Annotated in this window: 16 protein-coding genes; 10 read left to right on the top strand and 6 right to left on the bottom strand. The window is 66.8% G+C overall.

Annotation, left to right across the window (positions count from 1 at the left end):
• The first annotated feature begins 89 nt into the window (after positions 1-89).
• From polA to AC3WRV_RS02210, 7 genes are all read left to right on the top strand, one after another.
• A complete protein-coding gene (gene polA / locus AC3WRV_RS02240; RefSeq protein WP_492311991.1) occupies positions 90-2,999 on the top strand; it encodes a DNA polymerase I in 2,910 nt (969 codons plus the stop codon).
• Positions 3,000-3,107: 108 nt separating this feature from the next.
• Positions 3,108-4,175 (top strand): DNA cytosine methyltransferase, encoded by a 1,068-nt coding sequence (locus tag AC3WRV_RS02235; protein WP_492311990.1) that lies wholly within the window; start codon positions 3,108-3,110, stop codon positions 4,173-4,175.
• Positions 4,176-4,258: 83 nt separating this feature from the next.
• Positions 4,259-5,356 (top strand): DUF262 domain-containing protein, encoded by a 1,098-nt coding sequence (locus tag AC3WRV_RS02230; protein WP_492311989.1) that lies wholly within the window; start codon positions 4,259-4,261, stop codon positions 5,354-5,356.
• The gene (locus AC3WRV_RS02225; RefSeq protein ID WP_492311988.1) at positions 5,353-6,069 is read left to right on the top strand and encodes an MAE_28990/MAE_18760 family HEPN-like nuclease; all 717 of its coding nucleotides are present in this window, start codon (positions 5,353-5,355) and stop codon (positions 6,067-6,069) included. The genes AC3WRV_RS02230 and AC3WRV_RS02225 overlap by 4 nt, the downstream gene beginning before the upstream one ends.
• 195 nt (positions 6,070-6,264) lie before the next feature.
• Positions 6,265-6,723, top strand: a complete 459-nt coding sequence (locus AC3WRV_RS02220; RefSeq protein ID WP_492311987.1) for a hypothetical protein — start codon at positions 6,265-6,267, stop codon at positions 6,721-6,723.
• Positions 6,723-7,325: a hypothetical protein gene (locus tag AC3WRV_RS02215; RefSeq protein ID WP_492311986.1), complete on the top strand. Its 603-nt coding sequence runs from the start codon at positions 6,723-6,725 to the stop codon at positions 7,323-7,325. Before AC3WRV_RS02220 ends, AC3WRV_RS02215 begins: the two co-directional genes overlap by 1 nt.
• A 19-nt stretch (positions 7,326-7,344) precedes the next feature.
• On the top strand, positions 7,345-8,565 hold the full coding sequence (locus AC3WRV_RS02210) for a BaiN/RdsA family NAD(P)/FAD-dependent oxidoreductase (protein ID WP_492311985.1): 1,221 nt from the start codon (positions 7,345-7,347) through the stop codon (positions 8,563-8,565).
• A gap of 74 nt (positions 8,566-8,639) precedes the next feature.
• On the opposite strand, the gene AC3WRV_RS02205 is transcribed toward AC3WRV_RS02210, so the two are convergent.
• Positions 8,640-9,263: a hypothetical protein gene (locus AC3WRV_RS02205; RefSeq protein ID WP_492311984.1), complete on the bottom strand. Its 624-nt coding sequence runs from the start codon at positions 9,261-9,263 to the stop codon at positions 8,640-8,642.
• A gap of 111 nt (positions 9,264-9,374) precedes the next feature.
• Between AC3WRV_RS02205 and trmD the strand changes: the two genes are divergently transcribed.
• Complete coding sequence (gene trmD, locus AC3WRV_RS02200) at positions 9,375-10,082, top strand: tRNA (guanosine(37)-N1)-methyltransferase TrmD (RefSeq protein WP_492311983.1); 708 nt, start codon at positions 9,375-9,377, stop codon at positions 10,080-10,082.
• A 65-nt stretch (positions 10,083-10,147) separates the two neighbouring features.
• Positions 10,148-10,570 (top strand): 50S ribosomal protein L19, encoded by a 423-nt coding sequence (gene rplS / locus AC3WRV_RS02195; protein WP_492311982.1) that lies wholly within the window; start codon positions 10,148-10,150, stop codon positions 10,568-10,570.
• A gap of 297 nt (positions 10,571-10,867) precedes the next feature.
• On the opposite strand, the gene AC3WRV_RS02190 is transcribed toward rplS, so the two are convergent.
• The 3 genes from AC3WRV_RS02190 to AC3WRV_RS02180 form a co-directional block, all read right to left on the bottom strand.
• Positions 10,868-11,353 carry a PA2169 family four-helix-bundle protein gene (locus tag AC3WRV_RS02190; RefSeq protein ID WP_291834088.1) on the bottom strand — a complete coding sequence of 162 codons (486 nt, stop codon included), beginning with the start codon at positions 11,351-11,353 and terminating at the stop codon, positions 10,868-10,870.
• Positions 11,354-11,442: 89 nt separating this feature from the next.
• Entirely contained in the window at positions 11,443-12,252 is an 810-nt protein-coding gene (locus AC3WRV_RS02185; RefSeq protein ID WP_492311981.1) for a tryptophan 2,3-dioxygenase, read from the bottom strand.
• A 31-nt stretch (positions 12,253-12,283) separates the two neighbouring features.
• On the bottom strand, positions 12,284-12,553 hold the full coding sequence (locus tag AC3WRV_RS02180; protein WP_291834095.1) for a hypothetical protein: 270 nt from the start codon (positions 12,551-12,553) through the stop codon (positions 12,284-12,286).
• A gap of 166 nt (positions 12,554-12,719) precedes the next feature.
• Here AC3WRV_RS02180 and AC3WRV_RS02175 point away from each other — a divergent pair, with 166 nt between their 5' ends.
• Positions 12,720-13,109, top strand: coding sequence for an endonuclease domain-containing protein (locus AC3WRV_RS02175; RefSeq protein WP_492311980.1), 390 nt, complete (start codon positions 12,720-12,722; stop codon positions 13,107-13,109).
• An 81-nt stretch (positions 13,110-13,190) separates the two neighbouring features.
• Here AC3WRV_RS02175 and AC3WRV_RS02170 read toward each other — a convergent pair whose 3' ends face one another.
• Together AC3WRV_RS02170 and AC3WRV_RS02165 are read right to left on the bottom strand one after the other, a co-directional pair.
• Complete coding sequence (locus AC3WRV_RS02170; RefSeq protein ID WP_291834099.1) at positions 13,191-13,559, bottom strand: DUF1318 domain-containing protein; 369 nt, start codon at positions 13,557-13,559, stop codon at positions 13,191-13,193.
• 17 nt (positions 13,560-13,576) lie between these two features.
• A complete protein-coding gene (locus AC3WRV_RS02165; RefSeq protein ID WP_291834103.1) occupies positions 13,577-13,774 on the bottom strand; it encodes a YnbE family lipoprotein in 198 nt (65 codons plus the stop codon).
• Positions 13,775-13,778: the final 4 nt, after the last annotated feature.

Raw genomic sequence — 13,778 nt, 5'->3', positions numbered from 1 at the left:
AGCAGCGTGGGCGCTCGCCGGACCCGCCGTCAACACGACAAGGCCGTTCGTCAGGTGACGTCAGAACCCGCCTTGCCTATGTTCGCGCCATGACCGACGCGACGCCCGAGACCGCCCCCCGCCCCCTGACCCAGGACGGCCCGCCGCTGCGGCTCTGGATGATCGACGCCTCGGCCTACATCTTCCGCGCCTACCACGCCCTGCCGCCCCTGACCCGCAAGTCGGACGGCCTGCCCGTCGGGGCGGTGCAGGGTTACTGCAATATGCTCTGGAAGCTGCTGCAGGACATGAAGGGCGCCGACGGCCCGACCCATCTGATGGCCATCTTCGACCACTCGGAGAAGACGTTCCGCAACACCCTGTACGACCAGTACAAGGCGCACCGGCCGCCGGCGCCCGAGGATCTGGTCCCGCAGTTCCCGCTGGTGCGCGAGGCCACGGCGGCGTTCGGCGTCCACTGCGTCGAGCTGCCCGGCTATGAGGCCGACGACCTGATCGCCACCTACGCCTGCCGGGCGCGGGACGCCGGGGGCGAGGCGGTCATCGTCAGCTCCGACAAGGACCTGATGCAGCTGATCGGCCCCTCCGTGGTCATGTGGGACCCGATGAAGGACCGCCGCCTGGCCGAGCCCGAGGTGTTCGAGAAGTTCGGCGTCGGTCCGGAGAAGATGATCGACCTGCAGGCCCTGATCGGGGACAGCGTCGACAACGTCCCGGGCGCGCCCGGCATCGGCCCCAAGACGGCGGCCCAGCTGCTGGACGAGTACGGCGACCTGGACACCCTGCTGGCCCGGGCCGGCGAGATCAAACAGCCCAAGCGGCGCGAGACCCTGATCAATTTCGCCGACCAGATCCGGCTCAGCCGCGAGCTGGTCAGGCTGACCTGCGACGCCCCCGCGCCCGAGCCGATCGACGACTTCGCCGTCCGCGACCCCGATCCGGTCCTGCTGGCCGAGTTCCTGGACAAGATGGAGTTCCGCAGCCTGCGCAACCGGGTCGGCGACGGCAAGGCGGCCGCGAAGGAGGGCTCGGCCTTCGCCGCCCGGCCCAAGCCGCTGACGGCCCCGGTCATCTCGCCGCGCTACGCCCCGCAGGCCGTCGCCACCGACGTGGCGGTCCAGACCTTCGATCACGAGGCCTATGTCTGTGTACAGACGATCGAGGAACTGGACGCCTGGATCCGGCGGGCCGAGGCGGCCGGGATCGTCGGTTTCGACACCGAGACCGACGCCCTGAGCGCCACCCACGCCGGCCTGTGCGGCGTCTCCCTGGCCATCGGCCCCAACGACGCCTGCTATGTGCCCCTGACCCATGAGCATGAGCCCCAGGCGGGCGGCGGCGGGCTGGACTTCGGCGACGGCGGCGACGCCCGCGAGCCCCTGAAACAGATCGACAAGCCGACGGCGCTGAGCCGTTTGAAAGCTTTGCTGGAGAACCCCGCGGTTCTCAAAGTCGGCCAGAACATCAAATACGATCTCGCCGTCATGGCCCAGCGCGGCATCCGCGTGGCGCCCTACGACGACACCATGCTGATCTCCTACGTCCTCGAAGGCGGACTGCACGGCCACGGCATGGACGAGCTGTCCCGCCTGCATCTGGGGCACGACCCGATCCCGTTCAAGAGCGTCGCGGGCACGGGCAAGAGCCAGAAGTCGTTCAAGCACGTCGAGCTGAAGCCGGCCACGGGCTATGCGGCCGAGGACGCCGACGTGACCCTGCGCCTGTGGCGCATCCTGAAGCCCCGGCTGGCGGAACAGGGCCTGGTCACCGTCTATGAGACCCTGGAGCGGGGCATGCCCGAGACCCTGGCGGGCATGGAGCGCGAGGGCGTCCGCGTCGACCCGGTCCGCCTGCGCTCGCTCTCGAGCGAGTTCGGCATGCGCATGGCCGAGCTGGAGACCCGGGCCCACGAGCTGGCCGGCCGCCCCTTCAACGTCGGCAGCCCGCGCCAGATCGGCGACATCCTGTTCGGCGACATGTCGCTGCCCGGCGGCAAGAAGACCGCATCCGGCCAGTGGGAGACCGGCGCCGCCACCCTCGAAACCCTGGCCCTGACCCACGAACTGCCGCGCGTCCTGCTGGACTGGCGCCAGCTCAGCAAGCTGAAGGGCACCTATACCGACGCCCTGATCGAGGCCGCCGACGACAGGACCGACCGCGTCCACACCAGCTACCAGCTGGCCGCCGCCACCACCGGCCGCCTGGCCTCCAGCGACCCCAACCTGCAGAACATTCCGATCCGCACGGCCACCGGCCGCCAGATCCGCCAAGCCTTCATCGCCGGCCCGGGCAATGTGCTGATCAGCGCCGACTACAGCCAGATCGAGCTGCGCCTGCTGGCCCACATCGGCGACATCCCCGAGCTGAAGCGCGCCTTCAAGGCGGGCCTGGACATCCACGCGGCCACGGCCAGCGAGATGTTCAACGTGCCGCTGGACCAGATGGACCCGGAGACCCGCCGCCGCGCCAAGGCGATCAATTTCGGCATCGTCTACGGCATCAGCGCCTTCGGCCTGGCCGCCCAGCTGGGCATCGACCAGGGCGAGGCCGGGGCCTACATCAAGACCTATTTCGAGCGCTTCCCCGGCATCCGCGCCTATATGGACGCGACGAAGGCCCAGGTGCGCGAGACGGGCATGGTCTCGACCGTCTTCGGGCGGCGGATCCACATCCCGGCCATCCATTCCAAGTCGGGCGCCGAGCGCCAGTTCGGCGAACGCGCCGCCATCAACGCCCCGATCCAGGGGGCGGCGGCGGACATCATCCGGCGGGCGATGATGCGCATGCCCGCGGCCCTGGAGGCCGCCGGCCTGTCACAGGTGAAGATGCTGCTGCAGGTGCACGACGAACTGGTGTTCGAGGCGCCCTCAGAGCTCGCTGATGCGGCGATCGTGGAGATCAAGCGGGTGATGGAGGGGGCGGCCCTGCCGGCGGTGGCGCTGAGCGTGCCGCTGGTGGTGGATGCGCGGGCGGCGGGGAACTGGGATGAGGCGCATTGACTGCATACGTCCAAATTTGACGGGTCTCGGGTGCAACACTCTTCAAAGTTCCACTAGTCGGAGTCTGATCACGGCTCGCCATCTCAGCTCTCCGTGATACTGAAAGCCATGACGGCCAAGCCCATCAATGACGCGTGTACGCGCGATCCAGTCGTCAAGGTCGTCGATCTGTTCTGCGGAGCCGGCGGTCTGGCATATGGCTTGAAGAAGGCTGGCCTAAGCATTGCGGCTGGCGTCGATCTCGATCCCATCTGCCGCCATGCATTCGAGACGAATACCGGAGGTCATTTCGAGGAGGCCAGTGTTGCTGACCTCGACGGCAAGACAGTCGCGCGATGGTTCGATGGAGCGGACGTTCGGGTATTAGCGGGGTGCGCCCCCTGCCAGCCCTTCTCGACCTATTCCCAAAAGCGCAGAAGGCCTGACGATCGTTGGTCCCTTCTGAGGTCATTCCTCGCCCTTGCCGTCGAGGTCAGGCCCGAGATCGTGACTATGGAGAACGTACGGGGCCTCGCCGCTAAGCCAATCTGGAACGAGTTCGTCTCCGGACTCAAAACTGCTGGCTACAATGTGGTTTGGGACGAAGTCAGCTGCGAGGATTTTGGCGTTCCGCAAACCCGCCGCCGCTTGGTCTTGATCGCCTCCCTTCTTGGCCCGATCGGCATGCCCGCGAAGGCCGTTGGAGCAGTTCCGGTCACCGTCCGCGAGGCCATTTTCTCACTCCCCAAGCTCGAAGCAGGTCAGACGGATTCGAACGATCCGCTGCACACCTCTAGCAAGTTGAGTGAAGTGAACATGCGACGGATGAAAGCATCCAAGCCGGGCGGCACGTGGCGCGACTGGCCTGAGACGCTCCGTGCCGCTTGCCACCTCAGGAAGACTGGCGAGACTTACCCTTCCGTCTATGGGCGAATGGAGTGGGACGCGGCGGCGCCCACGATGACCACCCAATGTTTCGGGTTCGGCAACGGTCGATTTGGGCATCCCGAACAGCATAGGGCTATCAGCCTCCGAGAAGCTGCGATCATCCAGTCGTTCCCTCCCGAGTATTCATTTGTGGAGCCGGAAGGGCGCATGACCTTCGCCAAGGTCGGCATGTTGATTGGTAACGCCGTTCCACCGAAGCTGGGGCAAGCGATTGGCGAAGTCATTAGGGCGCACATCACGCGAGCTTAGGTTCGCGAGCCGACCGGCTTCTCATTTCGTACAACTCCAGCTACTCCAAGGTAACACTTTGTACGTCGTCGGGGGGTGATCGCTTGGCCAAGAAGAAGAAGGAACGTGATCCGGCCGAAATCGCCGCTGCCGAAGCGGCGATTGCCGGGGTGTCCCGGCAGGTCAAGTTCACAGTCTCCGAGTACCCAATCTCGATCTATGTGTCCCGCTTCGAGGACGATGTGACCGGTCGGTTCTTTGTCCCAGAGTATCAACGTAACCTAGCTTGGCATGCAGGTCAGCAGTCATCTTTCATCGAGTCGTTGTTGGTTGGTCTGCCCGTCCCGTTCCTCTTCTTCTATCAAACGGCTGATGGACGAATGGAGATTGTCGATGGATCTCAGCGAATGCGCGCTATGCGTGCATTCCTGAAAGAAGGGCTTCGTCTTTCGGACCTTGTTTTAGTTCCCGAGTTGAACGGCTTCGCTTTCGACGACCTGCCGAAGGATCGCCAGAACAAACTCGAAGATGTGACGATCAGGACCATTGTCCTCGACACAAACACCGATCCCTCGACGCGGGCGGAGATGTTTGCTCGCATCAACAAATCGGGAACGACGGCGAACGAGGCTGAAATTCGCCGAGGGTCACTGCCTGGCCCGGTCACGGAGCTCATTCGTGAACTCGCTGAAAGTCCTCAGCTCGCCGATGCTACCCCGATGTCCCAGAAAGTGGTGGACCAGCGCGAACGCGAAGAGCTCGTCACTCGCTTCTTCGCATACCTTGAAGGATGGGAAACTCCCGAGGGCCGGTTTCCGGGGTATCGAGACCGCCCCAAGAAGTACCTTTATGACTTCCTGCGAGACGCCAACAAGTCCGCTGAACTTGATCCCTCAGTCCTTGACCGAATGCGGATTGAGTTCTTCCGCATGCTCGAATTCGTCGAATCGCATTTCCCCGATGGTTTCCGGAAGCACGCGAACCACAACAGTGTGCCTCGAGTTCGTTTTGAGGCCATCGCGATTGGGACCGCGCTCGCGCTGCGCGAAGACGACGCCCTTACTCTGACGTCAGCCCAGATCGCCAATCGAATGAAAGCCCATACATTTGATCAGGTGGTTGTCTCCGGAAGCGCCAACGTAAGGAGTAAACTGGAGGGGCGCATCGAGATCGTGCGATCACTATTATTGGCTGCGGAATGACCACGCTCATCGCGTCGCTCGCGATTAGACGCGAGGAATTCGACAACCACTATGCGCTTGCGAGAGCACTGGAGGATCGAATGATGCTCGAGCCTGACCCATCTCTGGGCGCGGTGAATTTATCTGCCCGACACATCAATACCGTCAAATCTGGGCTCGTCATTCATCTCTACAATATCGAAGAGGCGCTGATGACCGAGGCGCTCCAACTCCTTGGTAATGCGCTCGGCTCGGCGGAGCCACGCCAGTGGACCGAACACTCCTTGCGAGAGTGGCTCCGAGAGTCTGTGGTGAGCAAAATCTCTGAGCGGGGCGAGGATGGACGTCTGGATACCGTCGCTGCCTCCTCCTCTCAGCTTCTAGCTATCGCGGCGCTCGGTCCACAGAAGTTGCGGAAACCGTCAGGAACTTGGGACGACAAGGCGATCGCGACCTTCATGAAGCGGGTCAGTATGTCATTCACGATGCCACCCGCGATGTGGAGCAAGATCGCGGCGCAGCCGCTTTATGGCGACGAGACGCCGCTTCAGTTCCTGGCGGGTCGACGCAACGCGATTGCGCATGGGAGGCGGTCCTTTGAGGAAGGGGCGAACGACCTTCAATTGAGCGACATCAGGGTCCTTGCCGACATCGCACTAGACTACCTCGACCATGTTGCGCAGGCATTCCACAACCATATCGACACCAAGGCGCACCTAGTAGTAGCGGCCTGACGGTCAATAAGAGCTGCGCGTCAGTGAGGAGCGAGGACGCACCATTTCGCCCGACCGTGCCGACGCTCCAGAGTGTTCACAATAGGCCTCCAACCCGCGCATTCTCTGTTCCCTAAGTAACTGATCCGGCTCGATTTCACCCTCCGACCAGCGTCACCTTCCCGCCGGGATTTCTGCCGGCCTTAGAATGACAGGATGGGCACGAAGCGACCGGGACGACCGAAACTGGACGATGCGACCTGGATCGCGTTGCTGGAGCGCTACGTGCGCGGCGAGGCGCGTGAGGCGCTGGGGGCCGAGCATGGGGTGAGCGTCGAGGCGATCAGCTGGCAGACGCGGAACCGGGGGTATCGGAAGATGGACCGGCCGGACGCCGTCTATCGGTGGCGGCAGGCGCCGCCGGTCACGCCGCTCGCGGACGCGGCGGAGAGATGCGGCTTCGACTATGACCCCGGGGACCTGGACGGGTCGATCGCGCGGGCCGAGGCGCAGGCGAGGCGGGCGGATGCCGAGCGGCGGATGCTGGACGCCGTGCGGATCGGGCGGGCGGTGGAGCGGCTTCGGGTGAGGCGGGAGCGAGGTGCACAGCCCCCTCCACCGTCCCCGATCAGGTCGGGGACGGTCCCCCTCCCCCATGAGGGGGAGGAGAGCTGATGCCCCGCCACAGCAAGCTTACCGAAGCCCAGTGGGACGCCCTGTTCGCGCGGGATGCGGCGGGGGAGCCGCGCGGGCGGCTGGCGAAGGCCTATGGCGTCACGGTCGGGACCATCGCCTGGCAGGCGCGGCGGCGGGGGCGGCTGAAGGGCGCGGTGGAGGGCGCAGTGGACCGGCGACGGCGGCCCGAGGGCGGGTGGCCGGCGGGGCATGTCTTCGTCCAGAGCCGCAGCGGGATGACGCCGGAGCGCTGGGATGAGGCGCTGGACCGCTATGCGGCGGGCGAGGACGCCGCGGCCCTGGGGGCGGAATACGGCTTTCATCCCGCCTCGCTGGCGGTGTGGGCGAAGGCGCAGCGGCGGCGCAAATGCGACCGGCCGGACGCGGTCTATCGGCCGCGCGGACCGCACGGGGGCGCGCCCCGGGCGGGATGCGCCTTCACCTTCCAGGGGAACGATCCGGAGGCGACCCGCGCCTCGCTGGCCCAGACGGTCGAGCGGGCCATGGTCGAAGGGCGGCTGGCCGATGCGACGGCGCTGCTGCGGCTGTGGATGGAGATGCGGGCCTATTTCGCCCTGCGGCGGCGGGTGCTGGGGCGCTGATGTGTGCTAGGGCGGGGGCATGACTGACACGGTTGACGTCCTGATCGTCGGCGCCGGCGCGGCCGGGATGATGTGCGCCATCGAGGCCGGGCGGCGCGGGCGGTCCGTGCGCGTGATCGACCATGCGCGGGCGCCGGGCGAGAAGATCCGCATCTCGGGCGGCGGGCGCTGCAACTTCACCAACCTGGGGACTGGACCGGTCAACTTCCTGGGCGAGAACCCGCGCTTCGCGACCTCGGCCCTGAAGCGGTACACCCAGCACGACTTCATCAAGCGCGTCGATAAGGCGGGCATCGCCTGGCACGAGAAGACCCTGGGGCAGCTGTTCTGCGACGACAGCGCCAAGCAGATCATCCGCATGCTGACGGACGACATGCGGGCGGCGGGCGTGGTCCTGTCGATGGGGCTGGGCGTGGACCGGGTGGGGCGCGCGGGCGAAGGGTTCGAGGCGGCGCTGTCGGACGGGAGCGTGGTGCGCAGCCGCTCGCTGGTGCTGGCCACCGGGGGCAAGTCGATCCCCAAGATGGGGGCGACGGGCTGGGCCTATGACACCGCGCGGGCGTTCGGCTTGCGGGTGACGGAGACGCGGCCGGCGCTGGTTCCGCTGACGTTCGAGCCGGGGCTGCTGGAGAAGCTGGCGCCGCTGGCGGGGCTGTCGGTCGAGGCGGTGGTGTCGCACCGGGCCTCAAGTAGCGCGGAGCGCGGTAGGCCCAATGGAGAAACGGCCTTCGCAGAAGGCCTGCTGTTCACCCACCGGGGGCTGTCGGGACCGTCGATCCTGCAGATCTCGAGCTACTGGCGCGAGGGGGAGGCGATCACGGCGCGGATGGCGCCGGACGTCGACGTCTATGCGCAGCTGAAGGCGGCGAAAGAAGAGAACGGCAAGCAGATGGTGCACACGGCGCTGGGGCACATCGTCCCGCGCCGCCTGGCCGAGAGCGTGTGCGAGCGCGAGGGGGTGAAGGGCAAGCTGGCCGAGGTCGGGGACAAGGTGCTGCGCCGGCTGGACGAGGCGGTGAACGGCTGGACGGTGAAGCCGGTGGGCTCGGAAGGCTATCGCACGGCGGAGGTGACCTTGGGCGGGGTGGCGACGGACGCGCTGGACCAGCAGACGATGGAGGCCAAGGCGGTCCCGGGCCTGTTCGTCATCGGCGAGGCGGCGGACGTCACCGGCTGGCTGGGCGGGTATAATTTCCAGTGGGCGTGGTCGTCGGGGTGGGCGGCGGGGCAGTCATGTTAGTGGCGCTAGCGCTCGCGACGCGGTCGCTCGCTGCTTGAGCGCGTTTGAGTGCGCTAGCGCCCGCGACGCGGCGCTCAGGGACAGGCGCGGGGGGCTCGCGTCGCCGCCGGCGGCGGTGAACTGACCTCCACCAACATCCGGGCCTCGCGAGGCTCCGAAGCGGGCTGCGCGGCGGCGAGTTGGTTCCTCGCTTCCGGCGTGAGCGTATCGATGGCGACGGAATTCCAGCGCCGACCCGTGTCGTCCTCCGCCGCGAGGATGAAACGGCCGCCCCGGGTGATGGCTTCCATCAGGCCCGGTGTCGACGGCCCGCCGAACTCATCGGCTCCGCTTCCGCCGCTGGACCAGTGCTGGGGGTGGTCCGGTCCCGCGGGAACGAACACGCGGTAGCCGCGCCAGACCTGTCCGTCCGGACCCAGGATCACGGACTGAATCCAGCTGTCCCGATTACGGCAATAGTTGTTGAAGACGATCCCCCAGGTCACCGATTTCGGAGTCGAAAGATCGGTGGCGTCATTATCGAACCAGATGTGGAAGGCAAAGCCCGCGACATCGACGTAGCCGCCGGCCTGGAGGGCGAGATCCCCGGTCGGCTCGAGTCTGACGGTTTCGGTCCGGATGGGCTCGGCGCCCGGTTCCGGCGGCGTCGCACAGGACGAGAGAACCAGAGCCGTAACGGCCAACAGCAACGGTCGCATTCGGAGTCCCCCTGTTCGCCCGGGACAGTGAGCGGTCTGGTTGGACCCCGTCAAGCGCACCAGCCGCGCGCCGCCTGACTCCCGCGCCCTTCTGCTGTATGTCCCCCCGCCATGACCGCCCGCCCGCCCTTCACCGCCACCGTCCTGACCATGTTTCCGGAAGCGTTTCCGGGGCCGCTCGGCGTGTCGCTGATCGGGACGGCGTGGCGCGAGCGGGGGCTGTGGAGCCTGGAAACGCTTGACATTCGGGCGTTCTCCGACGATAGGCGCGGCTTCCTGGACGACACCCCCGCGGGTGGCGGCCCGGGAGCCGTGCTCAAAGCGGACGTCGTGGCCCGGGCGGTCGATAGCCTTTCCGGACCGCAGCGGCCGCTTTTGTACATGAGCGCCCGGGGTCGGCCCTTGACCCAGGCGCGCGTGAAGGAATGGGCCAAGGCGGACGGGATCGTCGTGCTTTGCGGCCGTTTCGAGGGGGTGGATCAGCGCGTGCTGGACGCGCGCGGGTTCGAGGAGGTCTCGGTCGGAGACGCGGTTCTCGCCGGCGGCGAGGCGGCGGCGATGGTCGCGATCGAGGCGTGCGTAAGACTGATCCCCGGCGTTCTGGGCCAGGCCGAAAGCCTGTCATCCGAGAGCTTCGAGGATGGGCTTCTGGAGCATCCGCAGTACACGCGACCGCGGACGTTCGAGGGGCTGGAGATCCCGGAGGTCCTGGTGTCGGGCGACCATAAAAAGGTCGCTCAGTGGCGTCAGGAGCAGCGGGAGATCACGACGCGGGAACGGCGACCGGACCTCTGGGCCGCCCACACCGCGAAGGACTGAGGTTACCCGCGGGGTTCGCCCCGCCAATTCACAGCTAAAGAGCGCAAAAGCTCGAGGAGAATAGAATGAACATCCTTCAGACCCTGGCGGCCGAAGAGAAGGCCCGTCTGATCGAAACCCGCGCGATCCCCGACTTCCAGCCGGGCGACACCCTGCGCGTCAACGTGAAGATCAAGGAAGGCGAGCGCGAGCGCGTCCAGGCCTTCGAAGGCGTCTGCATCGCCCGCGCCGGCGGCGGCGTGAACGAGAACTTCACCGTCCGCAAGATTTCCTTCGGCGAGGGCGTCGAGCGCGTCTTCCCGATCCTGTCGCCGAACATCGAGTCGATCGAAGTGAAGCGCCGCGGCGTCGTTCGGCGCGCCAAGCTGTACTACCTGCGCGACCGTCGCGGTAAGTCGGCCCGTATCGCCGAGAAGCAAACCGTGCGCGCCCCCAAGGTCGCCGTTCCGGAAACCGGCAAGGCCGAGACCCCGGGCGAAGAAGCCTAATCCACTTTGTGGAGCGCTAACGCGCGCGACGCGGTCGCGCGCTGCTTGAGCGCAGTCGTGAAATGACGAAGGCCCTGGTGGAAACGCCGGGGCCTTTTTCTATGCGCGGTGGGGCGGGCGGCGCTCAACGGTCGGGCGGTCTTCCGGAAAGTGATTAGTGGTTAGTGATTAGTGGTTCGCGGGGGAGCGGGCGGGTCTCGTCCTGCACCAACCGTGGTCGAGGCCAGCCACTAATCACTAACCACTAATCACTTTCAGCCCCTAGCATCGACCAAGGGCCCGCGCCTTTCGCGGCTCCTACTGCGGGAACAGCCGGCTGTTGGCGTCGCGCTGGCCTTCGAGGCTGTGCTTGAGGCCGCTGATCTCGTCGTGGCCGGCCCTGACCTGGTCCCAGGCGCGGCGGATGGTTTCGCGGGTGGTGGCCGAGATGTGGGAATCCTCCAGCGCCTTCTGGAACTGAGAACGAACGTGGTCCTCGGCGCCTTCGACGGCGCCGACCACGGTCAGTTCGTCGCGCAGCAGGGCGTGCTTGATGTCGGTGAAGGCGCGCTGGGCCTTGGCGAGGATGGAGCCTTCGGCGTCCGGCTCGCCGCCCAGGGTGCGGACATCGGACGACAGGGCGTCGGCGACGCCCCGCCGTTCGGCCTCACGGCGGGCGAACAGGTCGCGGTGGCCGGCGTCGGCGGTGTTGTCCAGGGCGTCGTGGTAGCCGTCCGCGCTGTCGATGACGGTGCGGATCAGGCCGTTGAGAACCTGGATGTCGTGGCGGTTGGCGTTGGGCATGTCGGTCCTCCGGGGAGAGACCTGTAAAGCGTGCGCCTGCGGCGAAGGTTTCCGCCTAACGTCGTTTACACGGGATCGTCAGCGCCCGATCACAGCTTGGTGCGCAGGGACCAGAGCTCGGGGAAGCAGCGGCGCTGCAGGGTTTCGGTCAGATAGCCGACGCCGTCGGTGCCGCCGGTGCCGCGGCGACGGCCGATGATCCGCTCGACCGTGACCACATGCTTGTGACGCCAGGTGAGCAGGGCGTCGTCCAGGTCCACCAGCTTCTCCGCCAGCTGGTAGAAGGGCCACCAGCGCTCGGTGTCGCGGTAGACCTCCAGCCAGGCGGCCTCGACGGCCTCGGACGGTTCATAGGGCCTGGAGACGTCGCGGTTCAGGACCGCGACAGGGACCGGCAGGCCGGCGACGGCGAGCTGGGACAGGGCGTCGTCATAGAGGCTGGGCGCGTCGAGCGCGGCCTTGAGGGCGGCGTGGGCCTCGGGCCGGTCCTCGTGGAAGCGAAGGAAGCGCTCGTCCTTGAGGCCCAGCATGGCCTCGAAGCGGCGGAACTGGTCGCTCTGGAAGCCCGAGGAGGAGCCGAGGACGCCCCGGAAGCGCAGGTAGTCGGCCGGGGTCATGGTGGCGAGGATGTCCCAGCTCATGGTCATGACCGACTGGATGCGGCTGACACGGGCCAGGCTCTTGTAGGCCGGGACCAGGTCGCCGACCCGGACGAGAGCCTGGGCCAGGGCGACCTCATGCAGGATCTGCTTGAGCCACAGCTCCTTGGTCTGGTGGATGATGACGAACAGCATTTCGTCATGCTGGTCCGACAGCGGGTGCTGGGCCGCCAGCAGGTCGTCGAGGGCCAGATAGCCCGAATAGGTGATGGACGACGGGGGGGCGGCGGCTTCGGTCATGGGCGTCGTATCGCCCGACCCGGCGGCCGGCTCAAGGCTTGTCGGGATCGTCGGCGGAGTGGATGGCGGGATCCAGGCTGTTGTCGACGCGCGCGTCCCAGCCCTCGCGGTCCGACTTGAAGGCCAGGGCCATCAGGCCCCAGGCGAGGCCGACGGTTCCCAGCGTGCCGATCAGCAGGGCGATCCAGCCGTGGACGGGCAACGGGCCGCCGCCGATCAGCCGCCAGAAGAGGCTGATGCCGACGGTGCAGACCAGGGCGACCGCGGCGGCGATCGCCAGATTGCGAAGAAGGCGGAGCATGGTCCGAGGATAGCGCCTGTCGCCGGCAAACCCCACCCTGTCGTCGCTGCGCGCCGACATCCCTCCCCACGAGGGGGAGGGAGAATGCTGTGTGTATCTCCCTCCCCCTTGTGGGGAGGGACGGCGAGGCATAGCCGAGCCCGGGTGGGGCCCGCCGCAGCCGCGAATGTTGACATTTCGGCTTCGTCTGGCAACTTTTAGTTGCATGAATCCGGTCGAAAGAGCCCGCGCCATGCGGAAGGCGCTTACCCCGCCTGAAGCGCGCATGTGGACCTGCTTGAAGCGGTTGCGCGCGGAAGGCTTCCACTTCCGTCGGCAGGCGCCGTTTCGGGGCTATTTCCTCGACTTCGTCTGCCACGGCCGCAAGCTGGTCATCGAGGTTGACGGCAGGACGCACGAGGCGCGTTTCGATCACGATCGCATTCGCGACGCGGTCCTGGCGCGCGAAGGCTATCGCACCCTGCGGATCGGCAACGAGTCCGTTCGGGACAATATCGAAGGCGTGATGAGGCGCGTCAGAGCGGCGCTTGGAGCCGACATGAGTCAGCCCTGGTAAGAACGGGACGGGGCTGAAATTCCCCACCCTGTCGTCGCTGCGCGCCGACATCCCTCCCCACGAGGGGGAGGGAGATTTTCCTTAGCGCTGGACCCACTGGCCCTGGGCGTTGCGGTACCACTGGCCCGAGCTGATGCGCGGCAGGAGCTGAGTCTCGAACATGCGGACCCCGGCGTCGGCGGCGGTGGCGCCGCCGCCGGCCTGGGCGGCCGAGGCGGCGTAGGCCTGACGGCGGCCGGCGTTGGTGGCCTGGACCGCGGCGGTCAGGGCGGAGTCGGACGAGGGGACGCGGAAGCCGACGAAGCCGTCAGCCTGCTCGCCGACCGTGCCGGCGGCCTTGGCGGCGTCGATCATCGACTTCTGCTGGGAGGTCTGGGCGAACGCCGCGCCCGCGGCGACGCCGAGGGCCGCGACGGCGGCGACCATGACGAAGACTTTGCGGAATGACATCTGAACGGACCTTCCCATCAGAACAGGTTCGGGTTTTCGGCCAGGAGGTTCTGAAGCTCCCGGTCGAGGCGGACGCGGATATCCGCATCCAGCTTGGCGTTGATCGTGATCGGGTCGACCTGCAGGCGGACGGTCGGGGTGCAGGCGGCGGCGCCCACGGCCATGGCGGCCAGGCCGAGCAAGGCGACGGTTCTGCGCGACTTCGTCCGGGTCATGAGG

Source organism: Brevundimonas sp. EU05-FHT14B11, assembly GCF_058790835.1.
This window is presented reverse-complemented; position numbering and strand designations above follow the sequence as displayed.